This is a genomic window from Streptomyces sp. NPDC001796 (assembly GCF_042892355.1).
In the GTDB taxonomy this organism is placed as follows: domain Bacteria; phylum Actinomycetota; class Actinomycetes; order Streptomycetales; family Streptomycetaceae; genus Streptomyces.
Map to the genome: position 1 here is coordinate 533,241 of NZ_JBIAUC010000004.1, position 21,544 is coordinate 554,784.

Here is a 21,544-nt window from a genome sequence, read left to right on the forward strand (position 1 = left end):
GAACGGCCTACGGGGCGGCGTTCTCCGTGACGGTGATTTTGCCCTTGCGGATGGTCGCGAGCCGCGGGGCCTTCTTCGCGATCGACGAGTCGTGGGTGACCATGATGAACGTCAGTCCGTGCTCCTTCCACATGCGTTCGAGCACGTCCATGATCTCGTCGCGCATCGACTCGTCGAGGTTTCCGGTGGGTTCGTCGGCGAGCAGCACCTTCGGCTGCTTCACCAGCGCGCGGGCGATCGCGACGCGCTGCTGCTGGCCGCCCGACATCTCGCCCGGCAGATGCCCGAGCCGCTCCCCGAGTCCCACGGAGTTCAGTGCCTCGGCGGCCCGTTCGCGCCGCTCCCCCGGCCTCACCCCGAGCGGGACCAGGGCGGTCTCGACGTTCTCCTGCGCGGTGAGCGTGGGGATGAGGTTGAAGGACTGGAAGACGAAGCCGATGTTCTCGCTGCGCACCTTGGTGAGCCGGGCCTCGGAGAGCCTGGCCAGGTCGACGCCGTCCAGTTCGACCTGGCCGGAGGTCGGCTTGTCGAGTCCGCCGAGCATCTGCAGCAGGGTGGACTTGCCGCCGCCGGTGGGGCCCTGGATGACGAGCCGGTCGCCGTCGCCGATGGTGAGGTCGACGCCGTCCAGGGCGTTGATCGTCTCCTTGCCCCGCGTGTAGCGCTTGGTGACGCCTCTGAGTTCGTACATGGGTGCAACTCCTGGGATGCGGAAGGGGTGCGGGGCGGGGCTATTCGACGCGGCGCAGGGCGTCCGCCGGGCGCAGGCGGGAGGCGCGCCAGCCGCCGAAGGCGCCGGCGATCAGACCGCCGGCCACGGCGAGGGCGACCGCGAGGGCGATGGTGGTGAGGCTGACCGGCGCGGTGAGCGCGACCTGAAGGGTCCGCGCGGCCTGCCGACCCGGACCGCCGAAGCCGCCGCCACCGGGACCGCCGCCGAAGCCACCGCCGCCACTGCCCCCGCCGAGTTGCGCCTGAAGCGTGGGGCTGATCGCGGTGACGGCGTACGCGCCCGCCAGGCCGAGCGCGATGCCGAGGGCGCCGCCGACCAGGCCGTTGACGACGGCTTCGCCGACCACCTGCCGGGTCACCCGGCCCGACTTCCAGCCGAGCGCCTTGAGCGTGCCGAACTCGCGCACGCGGCGGGAGACGGCGGAGGAGGTGAGCAGGCCGGCGACCAGGAACGCGGCCACCAGCACCACGATGGACAGCCACTTGCCGACGCTGCCGGCCAGGCTGGAGGCGGTGGACAGCGAACCGGAGACGGTGCTCGCCAGGTCGGCGGAGGTGGTGACCGTGGTCCCCGAGACGTTCGTCTGGATGGCCTTCTTCACACCGGCGATCTGCTGCGAGTCGGTCGCCTTGACGTAGATCGTGGTGACCTTGTTCTTCGCGTCGGCGAGCGTCTGGGCCTGCTGCAGCGGGATGTACAGGTTGGCCGCCGAGTCACCGCTGTCGGCCGTGGCGATGCCGATGATCTGGAACTTGACGCTCTTGATGGTGACCGTGCCGCCGACCTTGAGGTTGTTCTCCTTGGCGTAGGCCGAGTCGACGACGGCGACCTTGGCGTTCGTGTCCGACGTCTTGAAGGTGCGACCACTGGTGATCTGGGAGGAGGTCAGCGGGCCGAGGGCGGGCTTGGTGACGTCGGTGCCGTAGACGGAGTAGTTGTTGACGTCGAAGGCGGCGCCGCCGCCCTCCACCCGGCCCTGCGGCTGCCCGCCGCCGAAGCCGCCGCGTCCGCCCTGCTCGCCGCTGTTCTGGTCCTGCTGGAACTGACCCCGCGTGAACTGCCCGCTGATCTTGATGACCCGCAGGCTCAGCCCGCCGGCGGCGTCCGAAACCCCCTTCTGCGTCCCGACCTTGGTGACCGTGCTGCTCGCCAGCGTCTGGAAGCCCTGCACCGTGACGCGGTCGCTGCTCTGGGTCTCCTTGGAGTCGCTGCCGCTCGCGTCGAAGTTGAAGCGCGGCCGCTGCGAGCTGCCGGAGGTGGGGTCGGCCGCCTTGGTGACGGTCATGTCGGTGCCGAGGCCGTACAGCGACTGCAGCACCTTGTCCTGCGCCTTCCCCATCCCCGAGGACACGGAGTTGACCACGATCACAAGTGCGATGCCCAACGCGAGCCCGGAGGCGACGACGAGGGCCGCCTTTCTCCGGCGGCGCAGTTCGCGCCTCAGGTAGGTGAAGAACATGGCCGCAAACTAGGGAGGCACCCTGATGAACCCGTAAACCGGACATAAGAGAACGATGAGAAGCGCGCCCGCCTGGCATCCCGTGAACACGACGATGCCGCCGGCTGCCCGCGAGGGCGGCCGGCGGCATCGCGCAGGGAGGCATCGGATCGGGCGTCAGACGGCCGAACCCGCCTTCCACTGGGCCCAGCTCAGGTTCCAGCCGTTGAGGCCGTTGTCCGGGGCGACCGTCTTGTCGCCGGTGTTCTGAACGACCACCACGTCACCGATCAGCGAGTGGTTGTAGAACCAGGCGGCCGGCGTGCTCGGGTCGTTCGCGCCCTTCTTGTCCTGCAGGCCGACACAGCCGTGGCTGGTGTTGACGTTGCCGAAGACGGACGGGGCACCCCAGTAGTTGCCGTGTATGAAGGTGCCAGACGTGGTCAGGCGCATGGCGTGCGGCACGTCCTTGATGTCGTACTCGCCCTTGCCGTCGGAGTCGGTGAAGCCGACCGTCGCGCCGTTCATCCGGGTCTGGGTGAACTTCTCCGAGATCACCATCTGACCCTCGTAGGTCGTGTGATCCGGCGCGCCCGCGGAGATCGGTATGGTCTTGATGACCGTGCCGTCCTGCGTCACCTTCATCTGCTTGGTCTTCGCATCGACGTACGAGACCTGGTTGCGGCCGATCTTGAAGGTGACCGTCTTCTGCTGCACGCCGTATATGCCGCTCGCGCCCTCGACGCCGTCGAGGTTCAGCTTCATCGTGACGGTGGAGCCCTCCTTCCAGTACTGCTCGGGACGGAAGTCGAGCCGGTTGGCGCCGAACCAGTGGCCGACGACCTCCTGCCCGCTGCTGGAGGTGACGGTGATCCCCTTCTGCACGGCGGCCTTGTTGGTGATCGCCTTGTCGAAGTTGATCGAGACGGGCATGCCCACGCCGACGGTGGCGCCGTTGTCCGGCGTGAAGTTGCCTATGAAGGAGTGCGCCGGGGCGACGGTCGTGAAGGAGGCGTTCTCATGGGCGTCGCGGCCCGCGGAGTCCTTGGCCGTCACGGCGATCTTGTACGTCGTGGCCCGCTCGAGCTGGGTGGTCGGCGCCCAGCTGGTCTTGTCGGCGGAGATCTGTCCGGCGACCGGGGTGCCGGACGCGGTGGTCATGCTGACCTCGGTGAGCGTGCCCTTGGCGACCGTCACCTTGGCGGCGTTGTTGATGGAGGCGTTGTCGGAACCGTCCGCCGGCGTGATCTTGATCTGTGCCTCGGAGGTCTTCTTGGCGGCCGCCTCGTCGACCGAGGCCTGCGAGTCCTTGTTGTCCCCGCCCCCACTCGCCGCCGAGCTGCCTCCGCTACACGCGGAGAGCACCAGCACCCCGCCGAGCAGTGCGGACGCGGCCATCAGGCCCTTGCGCCGCTTACTGTCCGTCATCACACGCTTCTCCATGGTTGCCGAATCCCCATAACCCCGTTGAGTCCCCCGTAAGAACCCTCAACGCTACGACCGGTTCGCCCGGTTCCACATCCGTGGCCGGTGTGGGACACACCACGCCGGCCCGACGGGTGCCCGATGAGTCCCGGTGCCATGCGGGACACCGGGGAACGCCTTTTGAGACGACGGTGCCCCGGGCGCCGGTTGCCGCCCGGGGTCACCATTTTCCCAAGACATGTCAGCCGAGTCGGACCCCCTCGTCGTCCTCGTCTCCCCCCGGCTCATCATCCTCGCCGAGCGCCCAGTCCGGCGAATCGGGGTCGTAGTCGACGATCTCGCTGCTCCAGGAGGCCTGGGCGAGTTCGACGCCGGGTACCTCGCCCAACAGGACGGACGGCTCGACGAGATACGCGACGGCCTCGGCCGCGTCCTCCGTCACCGCGCTCTCGGTGTAGGCGCGCTCACTCTCGGGCATGTCCGGGTCGTCCGCGATCCGGCGCAGGGCGGCCTTGGCGACGGCGTCGGCATCGTCGATCTCGACGACCAGTTCCACGCGAAGGCGGACATACCGTGATGTCTCAGAAGTGCTCATGGCGCGCAGCGTACGGCCCGGAGAGCTCGCGACTTTCCCACGACCCGCGCCTTTCACTAGCATCGCTCCACACGGCCAATTCATAAGCGCCCCAGGGGGATCGGAATTTCGTGTCCGCCGCACGTCGATCGTCGTCCACCACCCGCCGGACGTTGCTGACCGCCACCGCCGCGGGGACCCTGCTGGGTGCCCTGTGGTTCGTGCCGTCCGCGAACGCGACCCAGAGCACACCGGAGAGTCCGCGGATCGCGACCTCGACGACCACCGACCGGACGACCACGGGCGCGATCGACGCGACCGGCGCGACGGCCCACACGCAACTGGCCGACACCGGCAGCGTGGACACGACGCCGTACGTCATCGGGGGGACGCTGTTCCTGGGCCTGGGAGCGGGTTTCGTGACGTACTCGATCCGCCGGGAGCGCACCGAGGCGTACTGACAGCCCCGCGGCCCCTTGGTGCACAAGGCCCCGCCGCCACCGAGGACTGGGCGGTGACGGCGGGGGGCCGGTGGCGGGTCAGCCGGCGGTGGGTCAGCCGGCGGTCGGACGCAGCCGGATGACGTTCCAGGAGACGGGCTGCAGGCTCACGGTGAGACGGCCGTCGGTGACCGCGCCGGTGTCCACGCCGCGCGGCCGGACCCTCTCGGGGTCGTGCCGGGTGTTGGTCGCGCGCAGGTCCGGGTCGGCGAGGACGGAGTGCTCCACCGGCGCGTATCCGGGGAAGGCCCGCAGGTCCACGGCGAGTTCCACGTCCTCGGTCTGGTGCCGGTTGACCGCGAGGACCGTGAGTTCGTCGGCGCCCTCCGCCTCGGACACATGGGTGGCGACGGCGTCGAGGACGGGAACCTCACCGAACCGTGCCGTCTCGTACACGGGCGCGACCGGCTCCACCCGCAGCACCGTGCCCCGGGCGTACCGCGCCGCCTGGGCGAACGGGTGGAACGTCGTCTGCCGCCAGCTGGGACCGCCGGGTTCGCTGCGGATGGGCGCGATGACGTTGACGAGCTGGGCGAGGCAGGCGGCCGTGACGCGGTCGCTGTGCCGGAGCAGGCTGATCAGCAGGCCGCCGACCACGACCGCGTCGGCGACGTTGTACTCGTCCTCGATGACCCGCGGCGCCACCGGCCAGTCGGTGGGCTTCTCCTGGTTCTCGAAACGGGACAGGTACCAGACGTTCCACTCGTCGAAGGAGAGATTGATCCGCTTCTTCTTGCGCTGCTTGGCCCGTACGTGGTCCGCCGTGGCCACCACCGCCTCGACGAAGCGGTCCATGTCCACCGAGGAGGCGAGGAAGCTGCCGAGGTCGCCGTCCAGTTCCTCGTAGTAGGCGTGACAGGAGATGTAGTCGACCTGGTCGTAGGCGTGCTCCAGAACGGTCGCCTCCCAGGAGCCGAAGGTCGGCATCGAGGAGCTGGAGCTGCCGCAGGCCACCAGTTCGAGCCCGGGGTCGATCATCCGCATGGCGCGCGCGGTCTCGGCGGCCAGCCGGCCGTACTCCGCGGCGGTCTTGTGCCCGGTCTGCCAGGGCCCGTCCATCTCGTTGCCGAGGCACCACATCCGGATGCCGAACGGCTCCTTGGCGCCGTTGGCCCGCCGCCGGTCGGACAGCGCCGTGCCTTCCCGGTGGTTGCAGTACTCCAGCAGGTCCAGCGCCTCCTGGACCCCGCGGGTGCCGAGGTTGACGGCCATCATCGGCTCGACCCCGGCCTTCTCGGTCCAGCGGTGGAACTCGTGCAGCCCGAACGCGTTTGTCTCCGTGCTGTGCCAGGCCAGGTCGAGGCGGGTGGGACGCTCGGCCGCCGGGCCGACGCTGTCCTCCCAGCGGAACCCGGAGACGAAGTTGCCGCCGGGGTAGCGCACGGCGGTCACACCGAGTTCGCGCACCAGGGCGAGGACGTCGCGGCGCAGCCCGTCCTCGTCGGCCTGCGGATGGCCGGGCTCGAAGATGCCGGTGTACACACAGCGGCCCATGTGCTCCACGAACGAGCCGAAGGTACGGGGGTTCACGTCGGCGACGCGGAAGGCGGGGTCGACGGTCAGGGAAGCGTGCAGCATGGAAGGTCGCTCCGGGGTGTGCGCGGGATGGCCGGGAAAGGAGGTCGGGCAGGGATCACTTGAGGCTTCCGACGGTCAGACCGCCGCGCCAGTACCGCTGCAGCAGCAGGAAGGCGATGACCAGCGGCAGGATCGCCACCAGTGAGCCGACGACGAGCAGGCTGAACAGCGCGTTGGCGCCGCTCTGCACCATCGCCCCCTGGTACCAGGACGTAAGGCCGACGGTCAGCGGGAACAGCCTGTCGTTGTTGAGCATCACCAGCGGCAGGAAGAAGTTGTTCCAGGTACCGACCATGGAGAACAGCAGCACGGTGACCAGGGCGGGCCTCAGCGTCGGCAGGGCCACCGACAGCAGGACGCGGATTTCCCCCGCGCCGTCGACGCGGGCGGCCTCCAGCAGCTCGTCGGGCAGCGACTCCTGCACGTACACCCGCACCAGGTAGACGCCGAACGGGTTGAGCAGCGAGGGCAGGATGACCGCCCACATCGTGTTGGTCAGCTCCACCTTGCTCAGCAGCAGATAGGTCGGGATGGCCAGCGCGGTCGCGGGCACCATGATGGCGCCGAGCAGGCTCGAGAAGAGCAGGTTCCGGCCCGGGAAGCGGTACTTGGCGAAGGCGTAGCCCGCGAGGGGCGCCACGGCGGTGGCGCCCACTCCGCTGACGCCCGCGTAGATCGCGGTGTTGCCGAGCCAGCGCAGGTACTCGCCGTCGTCGTACGTGAACAGCTGCTGGAGGTTGGTCCTGGAAGTACGAGCCGTTCAGGATCGGGGTGGCGAGCGGGAACAGGTACGCCTGGCCGATGCCGATCTTCCAGGCGGCCTCGGAGGTGCCGAACAACTCCCGGGCGACCTCGGCGGCCTGCTTGGGGTTCTTGGTCTGGTCGGTTACCGCGAAGGTGGAACCGCCCCAGTCGCCCTGGGCGTTGCCGCCCGCCGTCCACCGCGGCAGCGGGGCCGCACGCCACAGACCGCCCGCCCGAGCCGCCGGAACCGCAGGCCGCGACGAGCACGCCGGCGAGGGCGGCGGACGCCGTCACGAACGCCCGGCGGAGGAGGCGGGGCTGCCGGCGGGCCACGCGGCGGGAGCCGCCTGTCGGATGCTGTCTGCTGGTGGACATGCGCATTCTCCTGAGTGAGGTGCCTGGGGAGCGGAGGCTGAGGCCGGGGAGAGGAGGGTGCGGGGGGTGCCGGGGTGTGGGGGAGGAGGGAGGAGGAGGGAGGAGGAGGGAGGAGGAGGTTCGATATGCCGAACGGCATTCGATCCTCAGGTCAGGTCAGGTCGATGGCGAGTGTTCGGGATGCTGTGCGGGGATTCGGTGCAGACCGTCTCTGCTACGCGTTTGCAGCGCTGCAGAAGTGTTAATCCACACCTTGCCGCGCTGCAAGAGGTGACGCAGCGGAAACTTCAACCGGCTCGAACCCGGCTGCACCGGACGAAGGTGAGATATGGGAACAGGCGTGACCTGCGCGACGTCGCGGCCCGCGCGGGCGTCTCCAGCCGCACCGTGTCCAACGTGGTGAACGGCTACGCACCGGTCTCCGAGGCCACCCGCGCCCGCGTCCAGCAGGCCGTGGACGAACTCGGCTACCGGCCGAACGTGCTGGCCCGCAACCTCGCCGCCGGGCGCTCGGGCCAGATCGCGGTGGTCGTGCCGTACCTCGACACGCCGTACTTCGCCGAACTGCTGCAGGGCATCATCCGCGCGGCCCGGGTACAGGGTTACAACGTCCTGATCGACCAGACCGACGGCGACGCGGAGCACGAGAGGCTGTTCCTCAGCCGCGGCTCCCAGCAACTGCTGTTCGACGGGGTCATCTTCAGCCCGCTCGGCCTCGCCCAGTCCGACCTGGCCGTCCGCGACCCGAGTCTTCCGCTGGTGGTGCTCGGCGAGCGGGTCAGCGACGGCGGCTTCGACCACGTCGGCATCGACGACGTCACCGCCTCCCGCGAGGCCACCGAGCACCTGCTCGACCTCGGCCGGCGGCGTGTCGCGGCGATCGGCGACCAGCCCTACCGCACCGGCGAGGCGGCCCAGCTGCGCACCCGAGGCTTCCGGCTTGCCCACGAGCGCGCCGGGATCCCCGTACGGGAGGAGCTGATCATCTCCACCCCGCGCTTCAACCGCTCCGACGGCGCTTCGGCGATGGCACACCTGCTCGACCTCGAGGAGCCGCCGGACGCGGTGTTCTGCTACAGCGACCTGGTGGCGCTGGGCGCGATGCACACGCTGGCCGCGCGCGGGCTGCGCGTGCCGGAGGACGTCGCGATCGTCGGCTACGACGACATCGAGGACGGCCGCTACTCCAACCCGACCGTCACCACGATCTCGCCGGACAAGAAGATGATCGCGGAGACGGCGGTGGAGCGACTGCTGAAACGGATCGGCAGCTCGACGCCCGTACCGGGGCTCGAGATCCGGGCGCCGCACCGGCTGGTGGTCCGGGAGAGCACGGTGGGCCGGCGGGCAGCGGATTAGGCGAGGGGCTGCCGGCGGGTGCCGCCGCGGCACGGCGGTGGCGGGCCGGCGGGCAGCGCAAGCGGATGGTGTGTCGGTCGGCGGTGGCGGGACCCGGGCGGCGTCCAGGTAGGGCGCCTGCCGGGGCCCGGCAGGCCGTCGCCCACGTGCTGCGCGCCGAGTGACGGCGCGTCGCGTCGGACGAGGTGGTCAGGTCTTCTCCGGCAGGCGCCCCGCAGCGGGGCCACCCCTTGGGCGGCCCCGCTGCCGGTGCTCAGGCCAGCGGTCCCGTGACCGACTCGACCGCCGCGAGCAGGCGGCCGTCGCGCAGGAACGCGTCCGCCGCCGCGAGGTCCGGGGCCAGGAACCGGTCCGGGCCGGGACCCTCGGCGCCCGCCTTGCGCAGAGCGGTGATCGCCGCCTGGCTGGCGGGGGCCGGGGTCAGGCCCTCGCGCAGTTCGATGGCGCGGGTCGCCGCGTACAGCTCGATCGCGAGGACACGGGTCAGGTTGTCCACCGCCGTGCGCAGCTTGCGGGCGGCCGACCAGCCCATGGACACGTGGTCCTCCTGCATCGCCGAGGACGGGATCGAGTCCGCGGAGGCCGGTACGGCGAGCCGCTTCATCTCGCTGACCAGGGCCGCCTGCGTGTACTGGGCGATCATCAGGCCGGAGTCGACGCCCGCGTCGTCCGCGAGGAACGGCGGCAGGCCGTGCGAGCGGTTCTTGTCCAGCAGCCGGTCGGTGCGGCGTTCCGCGATGGACGCCAGGTCCGCCGCGGCGATCGCCAGGAAGTCCAGCACGTACGCCACCGGCGCGCCGTGGAAGTTGCCGTTGGACTCGACACGCCCGTCGGGCAGGACCACCGGGTTGTCGACGGCCGAGGCCAGCTCGCGCTCGGCGACCAGGCGGGCATGGGCCAGCGTGTCCCGTCCGGCGCCCGCGACCTGCGGGGCGCAGCGCACCGAGTAGGCGTCCTGCACGCGCGGCGCGTCGTCCTGGTGGTGGCCCGTGAGACCCGAGTCCTTCAGCACGGCCAGCATGTTGGCGGCCGACGCGCCCTGCCCGGGGTGCGGGCGGATGGCGTGCAGCTCCGGCGCGAGGACCTTGTCCGTGCCGAGCAGCGCCTCCAGGGAGAGCGCGGCGGTGATGTCGGCCGACTTGTACAGGGTGTCCAGGTCGGCGAGGGCCATGAGCAGCATGCCGAGCATGCCGTCGGTGCCGTTCAGGAGCGCGAGGCCCTCCTTCTCGCGCAGCTCGACGGGGGCGATGCCGTGCTCGGCGAGGAGTTCGGCGGCGGGGCGTACGACGCCGTCGGGACCCTCGGCCTCGCCCTCGCCCATGAGGGTCAGCGCACAGTGGGACAGCGGGGCCAGGTCGCCGGAGCAGCCGAGCGAGCCGTACTCGTGCACGACCGGGGTGATCCCGGCGTTGAGGAGGTCGGCCATGGTCTGCGCGACCTCTGGGCGCACGCCGGTGTGTCCCGAGCAGACCGTCTTCAGCCGCAGGAACATCAGCGCGCGCACGACCTCGCGCTCCACCCGGGGGCCCATGCCCGCCGCGTGCGAGCGGACGATGTTGCGTTGCAGCTGGGTGCGCAGCTCCTGGCTGATGTGCCGGGTCGCCAGCGCGCCGAAGCCGGTGCTGACCCCGTAGACGGGGTCCGGCTTCGCGGCCAGCGCGTCCACGATCCCGCGGGCCGCCGCCAGGGCCGTCAGGGCTTCCTCGGAGAGCTCGATCCGGGCGTCCGCGCGCGCCACGGCGAGAACGTCGGACGCGGTCACCCCGGACGTCCCCACCACCACAGTGTGCATATCCATATTCAGGAGCGTACGCAGTGAATTCGAAGATGTCACCAGTGGGGTGGCGGTTCACCCCTTACCGACCCCGTGCGACCCCGACGCCGACCCCGATGCCGACGCGGTGACGGCTCAGTGCCGCCCACGGAACCTGCGGCGCTCCCCGGCGGGCGGCGGCTCGTCGGCCAGGCGCACCACGGGGTCGTCCGGTCCTTCGCGGCCCGCGACCACGGGCTTCGCGGCGTGCAGGGCCTTCGCCCGGTACTGGGCCGCGTCGGCGAGCCGGAACAGCCAGCGGGCCGAGCGGACCGGGCCGATCGGGTCCTGGGTGGAGGCGACCCCGCAGGCGACACCGTCGCCGATCTCCAGTTCGGCGGCCCGGCGGCACACCTCGTCGGCGGCCCGCACCACCTCGTCGGCCGGCGGGCCCACCGCCAGCAGGCAGAACTCGTCACCGCCGAGCCGGGCGACCAGCGCACCCGGCAGCATGGCGCCGCACAGCGACAGCACCGACCCGAAACGTTCCAGCAGCCGGTCGCCCACGGCATGTCCCTGTGTGTCGTTGACCCGCTTGAGCCCGTTGACGTCACAGACGACGAGCGAGACCACGACCCCGTCGGCCCGGTGCTGTTCGATCGCCTCCTCCAGACGCACGTCGACGGCACGGCGGTTGGCGAGGCCGGTGAGGGCGTCGGTGAACGCGAGCCTGCGGGCCTCCTCCAGGCGCTCGGTCTGCGCGATGCCGGCGGCCACGACGGAGGCGAGGACGGTGGCGAAGTCGGCGTCGTCGCCGTCGAAAGCGGGCTCACCGGCCGCGCGCGCCACATACAGCTCGCCCCAGGCGCGGCCGTGCAGCACCACGGGCGCCACGACACAGCAGCCCCGGCCGCGCCGGCGCAGCGCCGCGACCCGCTGATGGCAGTATCCGGCGTGGCCCGCGGCCGGCCCCTCGGCGGTCTCCACCCAGGCGCTCGGACCGCCGCCGCCCGCCCAGCGCTCGTGCAGGAACTCGGTGATCTCCGGGAACTGGTGCACGGGGTAGGCCTCGTGCTCGGGGAACTCCTCCTCCTCGGGCGCGCGCTTCCCCACGTTGACGAGGACCCGCAGCCGTCCGGCCTCCCGCTCCCACACCGACAGCGCGGCGAAGTTCCCGGCGAGCGCCCGGCACGCGCCCAGCGCGGCGGCCCGCCAGGCCTCGTGCGGAGTGTGCGCCGCCGCCATGCCCTGCGCCAGCGCCACCACGGCCCTCAGCCGACTGTCCTCAGCCACGACTCCAGGCTAGGGACGATCAGCGGCAAGTGAGACATCGGTGCGGCGATCAGGTGCGAGGGAAGACCGGAGCCCTGCGGCTACGCGCGTCCCGCCCCGCGGGCCGCAACACTCGCCGGCGACCGCGGGCCGCAGCACTCGCCGGCCATGGCGAGACGCGCTACTCCCCCGGCCACTGCGGCGTGCGCTTCTCATTGAAGGCGGACACGCCTTCCGCGCGGTCGCCGGAGAACGCCACCGAGCGCCATGCCGCGTCCTCGACCTCCAGGCCGGTGCGCAGGTCAAGACCGTGGCCGAGCCGCAGGGCACGCTTCGCGGCGCGCAGGCCGACCGGGGAGTTCGCGGCGATCCGGGCGGCGAGGTCGAGCGCCTCGTCACGGTCCCGGCCCTCCGGTACGAGATCGTCGACCAGGCCCAGCTCCCGCGCCTCGGCCGCCTCCAGGCGCCGGGCCGTGAAGATCAGCTCCGCGGCGCGCGCGGCGCCCACCCGGCGGGGCAGCAGCTGCGTACCGCCGCCGCCGGGGATGACCCCGACGGACACCTCGGGCAGCCCCACCACCGCCGTCGCGTCCGCCACGATCAGGTCGCAGGACAGCGCCAGCTCGAAGCCGCCGCCCAGCGCGAATCCGTGCACGGCGGCGATCGTGGGCATCGGAAGCTCCAGGACGCCGGTGTAGGCGGCGCGGGCGAGGGGGCGCTGGCGCATCAGGTCGGCGTCCGTGAAGGAGTTGCGCTCCTTCAGGTCCGCGCCCACGCAGAACGCCCGCTCGTGCGTCGACGTCACCACCGTCACCCGGGCGTCCCGGTCGGCGGCGAGGTGCGCGCACGCGTCCGCGATCGAGCGGGCCATGTCCGTGGACACCGCGTTCATCGCCTTGGGCCGGTCCAGCGCCAGCTCCGCGACATACCCGTGCCGCCGTACGACGACGTGCTCGCCGAACCGCCGCTCGTCCCCCTGCTCCGCCATGACACCCTCCCGGTTAACGCGGGTTAACTACACGACGCCCCGATCATCGCAGCCGGGGCGGCCCCGCGAAAGCCGCCGCGCACCTTCGGTGGGTGTGGGCCATTGACCGACCCCTGTCCCCGTTCGGGTGAATTCGAGCCACCTCCGCATCACCCCCAGCCCATCTCCACATAATCTGCGCACCGCACCAGCACTTGGGGGGAGTGCGGGCGACCGGGGAGGGACGGGCATGACGGACACGGCCACCGACGACGCGACGACGACGGTGCACAACGGCTCCGGCCCCCTCTGGGGCCGCCCGGTGGGCCGGCACCGCAAGCCGCGCCACCGTCGCCTGGCGCTCGCCGTAGGCGGGTTCGCGCTCGCCGCCGGAGCCCTGAGTCTCGTACGCCTGGCGCCCGAGTCGGTGACGGGCGGGGGCGGCACCGCGGAGGCCGAGCCCCGGATCGGCGCCGGCCACACCACGGCGACGGCAGGGGGCGTGCCGTCCAAGGGGGCCGCGGGACCCTCGACGACAGCCCTGAAGGAAAGGGCCGGCGCGGTGCCGGCCGTGTCGGGCGACGCGAGCCCGTCCGGGCGTCCGGCCACGCCGGCCCCGCGCGTCACGGACCCCGCGACCGGCATCCCGGAGGCACCCTCGACCCCCACGGCTTCGCGTTCACGAACACCCGGGCCCCCGGTCACGACGACGGCCGCGCCGCCGTCCGCGCCGTCGCCCACCGCGACCACTCGGGCACCCGCGCCGTCGGCACCGGCCCCCTCGAACCCCCCGGGACTGTGCGTGCCGATCGTGGGGCTGTGCGTCCACGGCCTGTGAGCGCACCGACCGCCAGGACGGAAGCAGCGCCTACGCCGGCCCGTCCCGCCGGGTCAGCAGCCACGGCTCGATCACACCGAGGCCGCGCACCGGCCGCTGCCACATCGGCTGGAGCGCGAAGCGGTAGGTGGGCGGCTCCTTGCCCTCCTTCTCGGCGGCGGCCGCGGCCTCCGCGGCCTCCGTCTCGGAGGCGGGGGCCTCTGCCGTGCGGATCAGCTCCTCCGCGAAGTCGTGGTCCACCAGGACGGCGTCGCGGGGCGCTATCGAGGTGAGCCGGCTGGCCAGGTTCACCGTCGTACCGAAGACATCGCCCATCCGCGTGGTGACCGTGCCGAAGGCGATGCCGACCCGCAGCTCCGGCATGGTCTCGTCGTTCGCCATGGTCTCGATCAGGCGCAGGGCGATCTCCGCGGCGATACCGGCGTCGTCCGCCGCGTACAGCACCTCGTCGCCGAGCGTCTTGATGAGCCGGCCGCCGTGCGCGGCGACCAGATCGGCCGCGGTGGTCTCGAACGCCTCGACGAGTTCGCCGAGCTCCTCCTCCTCCATGCGGCGCGTCAGGCGGGTGAAGCCGACCAGGTCGGCGAAGCCGACGGCGAGGCGGCGGTCGACCATCTCCTCGTCGTCCGCGGCCTGCACCACCCGGCCGGTGGCGGCGGCGAGCTGGCGCCGCCAGACGTAGACGAGGAACTCCTCGAGTTCCGGCAGGAGCAGCTCGATCAGCGGGTACGTCACCTCGGTGCGGGTCATGCCGGGCTCGGGCGGCTCGGTCAGGCCCTCCAGGAAGGAGTCGATCTGCCACTCGGCCAGGCGTGCGGTGGTCTGCCCGGTGGAGCGGGCCACCTGTACGGCCATGGCCTCGCTGAGCAGTCCCGCCTCGACGAGTCCGGCCAGGCGCCGCAGGGCGAGGACGTCGGCCTCGGTCAGGGCCCTGGCCTGGCCTATGTCGGCGAAGCCCATGGCCCGCCAGAAGCGGGACGCCAGTTCCATCGAGACGCCCGCGCTGCGGGCCGCCTGGAAGGGGGTGTAACGGCGCTCGGCCCCCAGGATGAGCTGCTCGAGGCGGAGCGCGAGGGGGTTCTCCTCGGACTCGGCGTGTGCGTCGCGCCCCGGTTCACCGTCGGGGGCGGGGTGTACGCCCGTGCCCGAGCCCGTGTCGTCGACGGTCACGCGTGCTGCCCTTCCGATCTGCCGCGGTCAGGTATCGACCGCGGTCAACTCTACGGCAGGTGTGCGGTAGCTCACTCCTCAGCGGGCTCAGTGGGCACCCGGCGCCGGTACGGCACCCGTTGCCGCGGTGCCGCCGGGGCTCCGCCCCCGGACCTTCGTCAGCTCCCCCAAGCTCTTCGAGCAGGGGCGACCACCGGACGGGCCGGTTGATGCTCACGCAGGCCGCAGGTGCACGACATCCCCGGCGCCCACCGGCTCCTGCACCCCGTCCTCCGTCGCCAGTACGAGACGCCCGTCTCCGTCGATCGCCACCGCCTCCCCCGTGATCGACCGGTCGCCCGGGAGCTCCGCGCGGACCAGGCGGCCCAGGGTCGCGCTGCCCGCCGCGTACGTCTCCTGCAGACCGCTCGCGGCCGGGTCGCCGTCCGCGGCGCGCCAGCGGCGGTACCAGTCCTCCAGGGAGCGCAGCACCGCACGCAGCAGCGGGTCGCGGTCGGTGGTGCGGGCGCCCGCCAGGGCCAGGGAGCCCGCCGTGGGCACCGGCAACTCCTCCTGGCGCAGGGTGACGTTGATGCCGATGCCGATGACGACCCCCTCGTTCCCGGCCCGCTCCGCGAGGATGCCACCGGTCTTGCGCTCCTCCTCGCCCACGGTGACCAGCACGTCGTTGGGCCACTTGAGCGCCGTGTCGACGCCGGCCGCCTGCGCGAGTCCGGTCGCGACGGCGACTCCGGCCAGCAGCGGCAGCCAGCCCCACCGGGCCACGGGCACCTCGGCCGGGTTGAGCAGGACGGAGAAGAACAGCCCGGAGCGGGGCGGAGCCGTCCAGACCCGGTCCAGCCGCCCGCGCCCGGCGTTCTGCTCCTCGGCGACCAGGACGGCGCCCTCGGCGGCCTGCCCGGCCGCGGCGCGGGCGACCAGGTCGGTGTTGGTGGACCCGGTGCGCTGCACCACGTCGACCCCGGTCCACAGCCCGCCCTCGCGCACCAGTCCCCGGCGCAGCGCGGCAGTGTTCAGGGGCGGGCGGTCCAGGTCGGACCAGCGGCTGCCACCACCGGCGGCACCGTTCGACCTGTCGTTCGCGTCAGAGGAATCTCGCGGCATCATGCAAGCCACCCTAGGTGTGGTAAACGCCGCACTGCCGATCGGTAGGCGCGCCACTACGCTACGGATGAGTAACCGTCCCTTCTTCTGAGCACTTACAGCACGTACAGGTAGCACCTCACCCTCACGTCCCCACTTGAGCAGGCAGGGAGCCGCATCCCGATGTCCGAGCCGGAAGAGATCGACATTCACACCACCGCGGGGAAGCTCGCGGACCTGCAGCGCCGCGTGCAGGAGGCGACACACGCCGGCTCGGAGCGCGCGGTCGAGAAACAGCACGCCAAGGGCAAGCTGACGGCCCGTGAGCGCATCGAACTGCTGCTCGACGAGGACTCGTTCGTCGAGCTGGACGAGTTCGCCCGGCACCGCTCCACCAACTTCGGGCTGGAGAAGAACCGGCCGTACGGAGACGGTGTCGTCACCGGGTACGGGACCGTGGACGGCCGCCCGGTCGCCGTGTTCTCCCAGGACTTCACGGTCTTCGGCGGGGCGCTGGGCGAGGTCTACGGGCAGAAGATCGTCAAGGTGATGGACTTCGCCCTGAAGACCGGCTGTCCGGTCATCGGCATCAACGACTCCGGTGGCGCCCGGATCCAGGAAGGCGTCGCCTCGCTCGGCGCGTACGGGGAGATCTTCCGGCGCAACACGCACGCCTCCGGTGTCATCCCGCAGATCTCGCTCGTCGTGGGTCCGTGCGCGGGCGGTGCCGTCTACTCGCCGGCCATCACCGACTTCACGGTCATGGTCGACCAGACCTCGCACATGTTCATCACCGGCCCGGACGTCATCAAGACGGTCACCGGCGAGGACGTCGGCTTCGAGGAGCTGGGCGGCGCCCGCACCCACAACTCCACCTCCGGCGTGGCCCACCACATGGCCGGGGACGAGAAGGACGCGATCGAGTACGTCAAGCAGCTGCTGTCGTACCTGCCGTCGAACAACCTCAGCGAACCCCCGGCCTTCCCGGAGGAGGCGGACCTCACCGTCACCGAGGAGGACCGCGAGCTGGACACGCTGGTGCCGGACAGCGCGAACCAGCCGTACGACATGCACACGGTGGTCGAGCACGTCCTGGACGACGGCGAGTTCTTCGAGACGCAGCCGCTGTTCGCGCCGAACATCCTCACCGGCTTCGGCCGGGTCGAGGGCCGCCCGGTGGGCATCGTCGCCAACCAGCCGATGCAGTTCGCCGGCTGCCTGGACATCGACGCCAGCGAGAAGGCCGCCCGTTTCGTGCGGACGTGCGACGCCTTCAACGTCCCGGTCATCACCTTCGTCGACGTGCCCGGCTTCCTGCCCGGCGTCGGCCAGGAGCACGAGGGCATCATCCGCCGCGGCGCCAAGCTGATCTTCGCCTACGCCGAGGCCACCGTCCCGCTGATCACCGTGATCACCCGGAAGGCGTTCGGCGGGGCCTACGACGTCATGGGCTCCAAGCACCTGGGCGCCGACCTCAACCTCGCCTGGCCGACCGCCCAGATCGCCGTCATGGGCGCGCAGGGCGCCGTCAACATCCTGCACCGTCGAACGATCGGCGAGGCCGAAGACCCGGAGGCGACCCGGGCACGGCTTATCCAGGAGTACGAGGACACGCTCCTCAACCCGTACGTCGCGGCCGAGCGCGGCTACATCGACGCGGTGGTCATGCCGTCGGACACCCGCCGCCACATCGTCCGCGGCCTGCGTCAGCTGCGCACGAAGCGGGAATCCCTTCCCCCGAAGAAGCACGGCAACATCCCTCTGTAACCCCCGGGACTCTTGGGAGCCGTCATGAACATCAAGGTCATACGGGGCAATCCGACCCCGGAGGAGCTGGCCGCCGCCCTGGCGGTGGTCCGCGTCCGCGCCGCGGCGGCGGCCGCCACGCCGTCCGGCGCGACGCAGCGGGACTCCTGGGCCGACCCCGCCCGGGTCGCCGCGCACCGCGTCCCCCAGCCGGGCCCGACGGCCTGGGCCCGGACCTACTGGCCCGGCTGACCCGCGGCCCCTCGGCCAGTCGGACGGCCCGGCCGGCGGCGCCACAAGTTGAGTACGGGTACTCAGGCGCCGCCGCGGCCGGCCGCCGGACGATGGAAGGCATGCTGTGGTCCGACCCCGAGAACGAGCCGCCCGAGGAACTCCGCGAGACGCAGGAGATGTTGAGGCGGCTGGGGGTCCTCATGGCGCTGGCCATGGTGCTGGCGATGATCATCATCGGCACCAGATGAGGGCCGCCTATACGCTGAGCGCATGACCGATCAGCCGCGCCGCCGTCTCGTTCTCGCCTCCCAGTCCCCCGCCCGGCTCGGACTGCTCCGACAGGCCGGGCTCGACCCCGAGGTGATCGTCAGCGGGGTCGACGAGGACGCCGTCACCGCCCCGACCCCCGCCGAACTCGCGCTCGCGCTGGCCGAGGCCAAGGCCTCCGTCGTGGCCGCGAAGCCCGAGGTCAAGGGTGCCCTGGTGATCGGCTGCGACTCCGTGCTCGACCTGGACGGCGAGGCCCTCGGCAAACCCGCGGACGCCGAGGAGGCGACGGCCCGCTGGAAGTCGATGCGCGGCCGGGCGGGCACGCTCCAGACCGGCCACTGCGTCTACGACACGGTCAGCGGGCGGTACGCGTCCGCGACCGCGTCCACCGTGGTCCACTTCGGTGAGCCGACGGACGAGGAGATCGCGGCCTACGTGGCCTCCGGCGAGCCTCTCCACGTCGCCGGAGCGTTCACGCTCGACGGCCGCTCGGCGCCCTTCATCGACGGCATCGACGGCGACCACGGCAACGTCATCGGCATCTCGCTGCCCCTGATCCGTCGACTGCTGGCCGAACTGGGCGTGGGCATCACGGAGTTGTGGGCACCGCGGGAGCAGTGAGCGGGGCCGGCCCGGGCTCTGTCGCCACGACGGGGCCCGGCCGTGTTCAGGGGGTGACGGGCGCGGGACCGCCGTCCTCCAGAGGCGCGGCCCGCTCCGGGGACTCGGAGGGCTCCGGGCCCTGCAGCGCGGCCCCGTCCCCGTCCTCCGGGTCGCCGCCGGCGGGCGGCGCACCGGCCGCCGCGCCCCCCGAGCGGTCGTACGTCATCAGGGTGAGCACGATCAGCCCGAGCACCACCATCATGAACCCGAACGCGCCCCAGCCGACCAGGCCCACCACGAACGCCCCGAGCAGGCCGTGCACCACCGCTGCGCTGATCAGCAGGATGCGCCAGATACCGGACGGGGCGCGGTCGCGCACGGCGACCAGGAGGGCGGCCAGCCCGCACACCACGAAGTAGAGCCCGAAGACGACACCGGCCGCCTTCGACGACACGGACATCGCGTGCGGATCCACGCCGGCCATGGACATGTTCTGCCGGTCGACGACCACTCCGAGGAACCAGTTCAGCAGCGCGACACCGAACGCCTCCACGAAGAGGACGATCGCCACGACCCATGCCACCGGTCTGCGGACCACCGGCCTCCACCCACCTTCGAGTGCCCTCTGGTTTCCTTCAGCATCGCGAACGCTACTAACGGGTAAACCTTCGGACAAGAGGTCCGGCAGGAGCAAAGATTCGTTGGGCCATTAGTAGGGACTCCACAAAGAAACACGACGGGCGGCGGGACTACTTCATAGAGACCTTGGCCACGTCGGAGGGCTAGGGTTTTCCGGTGGATTCCCATGTGCGGCGGTGCGACAAGGGACTTCGCAGGTTGAGTGAGCCTCGTTTCACGCTCCGTGTGGGCAAGCTCACCACTGGGGATGGGTCGAAACGTCGTGTCGGCAGTCCCTAAACTCGGCTTGTTTCAAGGAGAGGGAGCCAACGTGCGCAAGGTGTTGATCGCCAACCGTGGCGAAATCGCTGTCCGCGTCGCCCGGGCCTGCCGGGACGCCGGGATCGCCAGCGTGGCCGTGTACGCCGATCCGGACCGGGACGCCGTGCACGTCCGCGCCGCGGACGAGGCGTTCGCCCTGGGCGGTGACACCCCGGCCACCAGCTACCTGGACATCGACAAGGTCCTGCAGGCGGCCAAGGACTCCGGTGCGGACGCCGTCCACCCCGGCTACGGCTTCCTCTCCGAGAACGCGGACTTCGCCCAGGCGGTGCTCGACGCCGGGCTGATCTGGATCGGCCCGCCGCCGCAGGCCATCCGCGATCTGGGCGACAAGGTCGCCGCCCGCCACATCGCCCAGCGCGCCGGCGCCCCCCTGGTCGCCGGCACCCCCGACCCCGTCTCCGGGGCGGAGGAGGTCGTCGCCTTCGCCGAGGAGCACGGGCTGCCGATCGCCATCAAGGCCGCCTTCGGCGGTGGCGGACGCGGCCTGAAGGTCGCCCGGACCCTGGAAGAGGTCCCCGAGCTGTACGAGTCGGCGGTGCGCGAGGCGGTGGCCGCCTTCGGCCGCGGCGAGTGCTTCGTCGAGCGCTACCTGGACCGGCCGCGGCACGTGGAGACCCAGTGCCTGGCCGACAAGCACGGCAACGTGGTCGTCGTCTCCACCCGTGACTGCTCGCTGCAGCGCCGGCACCAGAAGCTGGTCGAGGAGGCCCCGGCGCCGTTCCTGAACGAGGAGCAGGTCGCCGAGCTGTACCGCGCCTCGAAGGCCATCCTGAAGGAGGCCGGCTACGAGGGCGCGGGCACCTGCGAGTTCCTGGTCGGCCAGGACGGCACCATCTCCTTCCTGGAGGTCAACACCCGTCTGCAGGTCGAGCACCCGGTCACCGAGGAGGTCGCCGGGATCGACCTGGTCCGCGAGATGTTCCGCATCGCCGACGGCGAGCCGCTCGGCTACGGCGACCCCGAACTGCGCGGCCACTCCTTCGAGTTCCGTATCAACGGCGAGGACCCCGGCCGCAACTTCCTGCCCGCCCCCGGCACCGTGACGACGTTCGCCCCGCCGTCCGGCCCCGGCGTGCGCCTGGACGCCGGCGTGGAGTCGGGATCGGTCATCGGCCCGGCGTGGGACTCGCTGCTGGCCAAGCTCATCGTGACCGGCCGCACCCGCAAGGAGGCCCTTCAGCGGGCCGCCCGCGCGCTTCAGGAGTTCCAGGTCGAGGGCATGGCCACGGCGATCCCGTTCCACCGCAAGGTGGTCACCGACCCGGCGTTCGCCCCGGAGGTGCACGGGCAGGACGGCCCGTTCACGGTCCACACCCGCTGGATCGAGACCGAGTTCGTCAACGACATCAAGCCCTTCACCGCCCCCGGCGAGGCGGAGGCCGAGGAGGAGCCGGGCCGCGAGACGGTCGTCGTCGAGGTCGGCGGCAAGCGCCTTGAGGTCTCGCTCCCGGCATCCCTGGGCATGTCCCTGGCCCGCACGGGCCTGGCGGCCGGCGCGAAGCCGAAGCGGCGCGCGGCCCGCAAGTCGGGGCCGGTGGCCTCGGGTGACACCCTCGCCTCGCCGATGCAGGGCACGATCGTGAAGGTCGCGGTCGAGGAGGGCCAGGAGGTCAAGGAGGGCGACCTGGTCGTCGTCCTGGAGGCCATGAAGATGGAGCAGCCGCTGAACGCGCACAAGGCGGGCACCATCAAGGGCCTGAGCGCCGAGGTCGGCGCCTCCATCACCTCCGGTGCCGCGATCTGCGAGATCAAGGACTGACGGCACCTGACGGCACCGTCCGACCGACACGGACGGCACAACGCCCGGCGGACGGGAGACCCGACCCGCCGGGCGCCTGCCTTTCGTGACGGCTGTCCGCGGGCCGAGTCGTCCGACGGACGAGGAGTGGGGCCGGACAGGCGCCGTTCGACGTCGGCCA

20 protein-coding genes are annotated in these 21,544 nt (G+C 71.6%); 8 read left to right on the forward strand and 12 right to left on the reverse strand.

The window, feature by feature from the left end:
• Positions 1-7 precede the first annotated feature (7 nt).
• The 4 genes from ACFYZE_RS12000 to ACFYZE_RS12015 form a co-directional block, all read right to left on the reverse strand.
• Positions 8-691 (reverse strand): ABC transporter ATP-binding protein, encoded by a 684-nt coding sequence (locus tag ACFYZE_RS12000; RefSeq protein WP_388991395.1) that lies wholly within the window; start codon positions 689-691, stop codon positions 8-10.
• Positions 692-731: 40 nt separating this feature from the next.
• Positions 732-2,192, reverse strand: a complete 1,461-nt coding sequence (locus ACFYZE_RS12005) for an ABC transporter permease (protein ID WP_388991397.1) — start codon at positions 2,190-2,192, stop codon at positions 732-734.
• A 156-nt stretch (positions 2,193-2,348) separates the two neighbouring features.
• Positions 2,349-3,614: an Ig-like domain-containing protein gene (locus tag ACFYZE_RS12010; RefSeq protein WP_388991399.1), complete on the reverse strand. Its 1,266-nt coding sequence runs from the start codon at positions 3,612-3,614 to the stop codon at positions 2,349-2,351.
• A gap of 223 nt (positions 3,615-3,837) precedes the next feature.
• The gene (locus ACFYZE_RS12015; RefSeq protein WP_388991401.1) at positions 3,838-4,191 is read right to left on the reverse strand and encodes a hypothetical protein; all 354 of its coding nucleotides are present in this window, start codon (positions 4,189-4,191) and stop codon (positions 3,838-3,840) included.
• A gap of 110 nt (positions 4,192-4,301) precedes the next feature.
• Here ACFYZE_RS12015 and ACFYZE_RS12020 point away from each other — a divergent pair, with 110 nt between their 5' ends.
• Positions 4,302-4,631 (forward strand): LPXTG cell wall anchor domain-containing protein, encoded by a 330-nt coding sequence (locus ACFYZE_RS12020; RefSeq protein WP_388991403.1) that lies wholly within the window; start codon positions 4,302-4,304, stop codon positions 4,629-4,631.
• A 93-nt stretch (positions 4,632-4,724) separates the two neighbouring features.
• Here the strand turns inward: ACFYZE_RS12020 and ACFYZE_RS12025 are convergent, their stop codons facing one another.
• Complete coding sequence (locus tag ACFYZE_RS12025) at positions 4,725-6,248, reverse strand: alpha-N-arabinofuranosidase (protein WP_388991405.1); 1,524 nt, start codon at positions 6,246-6,248, stop codon at positions 4,725-4,727.
• A gap of 55 nt (positions 6,249-6,303) precedes the next feature.
• Positions 6,304-6,903 (reverse strand): carbohydrate ABC transporter permease, encoded by a 600-nt coding sequence (locus ACFYZE_RS12030; RefSeq protein ID WP_388991407.1) that lies wholly within the window; start codon positions 6,901-6,903, stop codon positions 6,304-6,306.
• A gap of 785 nt (positions 6,904-7,688) precedes the next feature.
• Here ACFYZE_RS12030 and ACFYZE_RS12035 point away from each other — a divergent pair.
• Complete coding sequence (locus tag ACFYZE_RS12035) at positions 7,689-8,726, forward strand: LacI family DNA-binding transcriptional regulator (protein ID WP_388991409.1); 1,038 nt, start codon at positions 7,689-7,691, stop codon at positions 8,724-8,726.
• 253 nt (positions 8,727-8,979) lie between these two features.
• Here the strand turns inward: ACFYZE_RS12035 and hutH are convergent, their stop codons facing one another.
• The 3 genes from hutH to ACFYZE_RS12050 form a co-directional block, all read right to left on the reverse strand.
• Positions 8,980-10,518, reverse strand: coding sequence for a histidine ammonia-lyase (gene hutH, locus ACFYZE_RS12040; protein WP_388991468.1), 1,539 nt, complete (start codon positions 10,516-10,518; stop codon positions 8,980-8,982).
• Between the two features lie 117 nt (positions 10,519-10,635).
• The gene (locus ACFYZE_RS12045) at positions 10,636-11,772 is read right to left on the reverse strand and encodes a diguanylate cyclase domain-containing protein (protein WP_388991411.1); all 1,137 of its coding nucleotides are present in this window, start codon (positions 11,770-11,772) and stop codon (positions 10,636-10,638) included.
• A 160-nt stretch (positions 11,773-11,932) separates the two neighbouring features.
• Positions 11,933-12,739: an enoyl-CoA hydratase/isomerase family protein gene (locus ACFYZE_RS12050; protein ID WP_388991413.1), complete on the reverse strand. Its 807-nt coding sequence runs from the start codon at positions 12,737-12,739 to the stop codon at positions 11,933-11,935.
• Positions 12,740-12,968: 229 nt separating this feature from the next.
• On the opposite strand from ACFYZE_RS12050, the gene ACFYZE_RS12055 reads away from it, so the two are divergent.
• Complete coding sequence (locus ACFYZE_RS12055) at positions 12,969-13,556, forward strand: hypothetical protein (protein WP_388991415.1); 588 nt, start codon at positions 12,969-12,971, stop codon at positions 13,554-13,556.
• 30 nt (positions 13,557-13,586) lie between these two features.
• Here the strand turns inward: ACFYZE_RS12055 and ACFYZE_RS12060 are convergent, their stop codons facing one another.
• Positions 13,587-14,726, reverse strand: coding sequence for an adenylate/guanylate cyclase domain-containing protein (locus tag ACFYZE_RS12060; RefSeq protein WP_388991417.1), 1,140 nt, complete (start codon positions 14,724-14,726; stop codon positions 13,587-13,589).
• A 213-nt stretch (positions 14,727-14,939) separates the two neighbouring features.
• Positions 14,940-15,833 carry a biotin--[acetyl-CoA-carboxylase] ligase gene (locus ACFYZE_RS12065; RefSeq protein ID WP_388991419.1) on the reverse strand — a complete coding sequence of 298 codons (894 nt, stop codon included), beginning with the start codon at positions 15,831-15,833 and terminating at the stop codon, positions 14,940-14,942.
• Between the two features lie 159 nt (positions 15,834-15,992).
• On the opposite strand from ACFYZE_RS12065, the gene ACFYZE_RS12070 reads away from it, so the two are divergent.
• The 4 genes from ACFYZE_RS12070 to ACFYZE_RS12085 all read left to right on the forward strand — a co-directional run bounded on the left by ACFYZE_RS12070 (position 15,993) and on the right by ACFYZE_RS12085 (position 18,680).
• Entirely contained in the window at positions 15,993-17,576 is a 1,584-nt protein-coding gene (locus ACFYZE_RS12070) for an acyl-CoA carboxylase subunit beta (RefSeq protein WP_388991421.1), read from the forward strand.
• Between the two features lie 24 nt (positions 17,577-17,600).
• Positions 17,601-17,807, forward strand: a complete 207-nt coding sequence (locus ACFYZE_RS12075) for an acyl-CoA carboxylase epsilon subunit (protein WP_388991422.1) — start codon at positions 17,601-17,603, stop codon at positions 17,805-17,807.
• Positions 17,808-17,908: 101 nt separating this feature from the next.
• Positions 17,909-18,037, forward strand: a complete 129-nt coding sequence (gene mmpB, locus ACFYZE_RS12080) for a morphogenic membrane protein MmpB (RefSeq protein WP_258053440.1) — start codon at positions 17,909-17,911, stop codon at positions 18,035-18,037.
• A 22-nt stretch (positions 18,038-18,059) separates the two neighbouring features.
• Positions 18,060-18,680: a Maf family protein gene (locus ACFYZE_RS12085; RefSeq protein ID WP_388991424.1), complete on the forward strand. Its 621-nt coding sequence runs from the start codon at positions 18,060-18,062 to the stop codon at positions 18,678-18,680.
• A 46-nt stretch (positions 18,681-18,726) separates the two neighbouring features.
• On the opposite strand, the gene ACFYZE_RS12090 is transcribed toward ACFYZE_RS12085, so the two are convergent.
• A complete protein-coding gene (locus ACFYZE_RS12090) occupies positions 18,727-19,260 on the reverse strand; it encodes a hypothetical protein (RefSeq protein WP_388991426.1) in 534 nt (177 codons plus the stop codon).
• Positions 19,261-19,611: 351 nt separating this feature from the next.
• On the opposite strand from ACFYZE_RS12090, the gene ACFYZE_RS12095 reads away from it, so the two are divergent.
• Positions 19,612-21,384 carry an acetyl/propionyl/methylcrotonyl-CoA carboxylase subunit alpha gene (locus ACFYZE_RS12095; RefSeq protein ID WP_388991428.1) on the forward strand — a complete coding sequence of 591 codons (1,773 nt, stop codon included), beginning with the start codon at positions 19,612-19,614 and terminating at the stop codon, positions 21,382-21,384.
• Positions 21,385-21,544: the final 160 nt, after the last annotated feature.

Bases quoted from the DNA above. Each gene is read 5' to 3' on its own strand.
- ACFYZE_RS12000 (WP_388991395.1), bottom strand. From the start codon at position 691: ATGTACGAACTCAGAGGCGTCACCAAGCGCTACACGCGGGGCAAGGAG.
- ACFYZE_RS12005 (WP_388991397.1), bottom strand. From the start codon at position 2,192: ATGTTCTTCACCTACCTGAGGCGCGAACTGCGCCGCCGGAGAAAGGCG.
- ACFYZE_RS12010 (WP_388991399.1), bottom strand. From the start codon at position 3,614: ATGGAGAAGCGTGTGATGACGGACAGTAAGCGGCGCAAGGGCCTGATG.
- ACFYZE_RS12015 (WP_388991401.1), bottom strand. From the start codon at position 4,191: ATGAGCACTTCTGAGACATCACGGTATGTCCGCCTTCGCGTGGAACTG.
- ACFYZE_RS12025 (WP_388991405.1), bottom strand. From the start codon at position 6,248: ATGCTGCACGCTTCCCTGACCGTCGACCCCGCCTTCCGCGTCGCCGAC.
- hutH (WP_388991468.1), bottom strand. From the start codon at position 10,518: ATGCACACTGTGGTGGTGGGGACGTCCGGGGTGACCGCGTCCGACGTT.
- ACFYZE_RS12050 (WP_388991413.1), bottom strand. From the start codon at position 12,739: ATGGCGGAGCAGGGGGACGAGCGGCGGTTCGGCGAGCACGTCGTCGTA.
- ACFYZE_RS12055 (WP_388991415.1), top strand. From the start codon at position 12,969: ATGACGGACACGGCCACCGACGACGCGACGACGACGGTGCACAACGGC.
- ACFYZE_RS12065 (WP_388991419.1), bottom strand. From the start codon at position 15,833: ATGATGCCGCGAGATTCCTCTGACGCGAACGACAGGTCGAACGGTGCC.
- ACFYZE_RS12070 (WP_388991421.1), top strand. From the start codon at position 15,993: ATGTCCGAGCCGGAAGAGATCGACATTCACACCACCGCGGGGAAGCTC.
- ACFYZE_RS12075 (WP_388991422.1), top strand. From the start codon at position 17,601: ATGAACATCAAGGTCATACGGGGCAATCCGACCCCGGAGGAGCTGGCC.
- mmpB (WP_258053440.1), top strand. From the start codon at position 17,909: ATGCTGTGGTCCGACCCCGAGAACGAGCCGCCCGAGGAACTCCGCGAG.
- ACFYZE_RS12085 (WP_388991424.1), top strand. From the start codon at position 18,060: ATGACCGATCAGCCGCGCCGCCGTCTCGTTCTCGCCTCCCAGTCCCCC.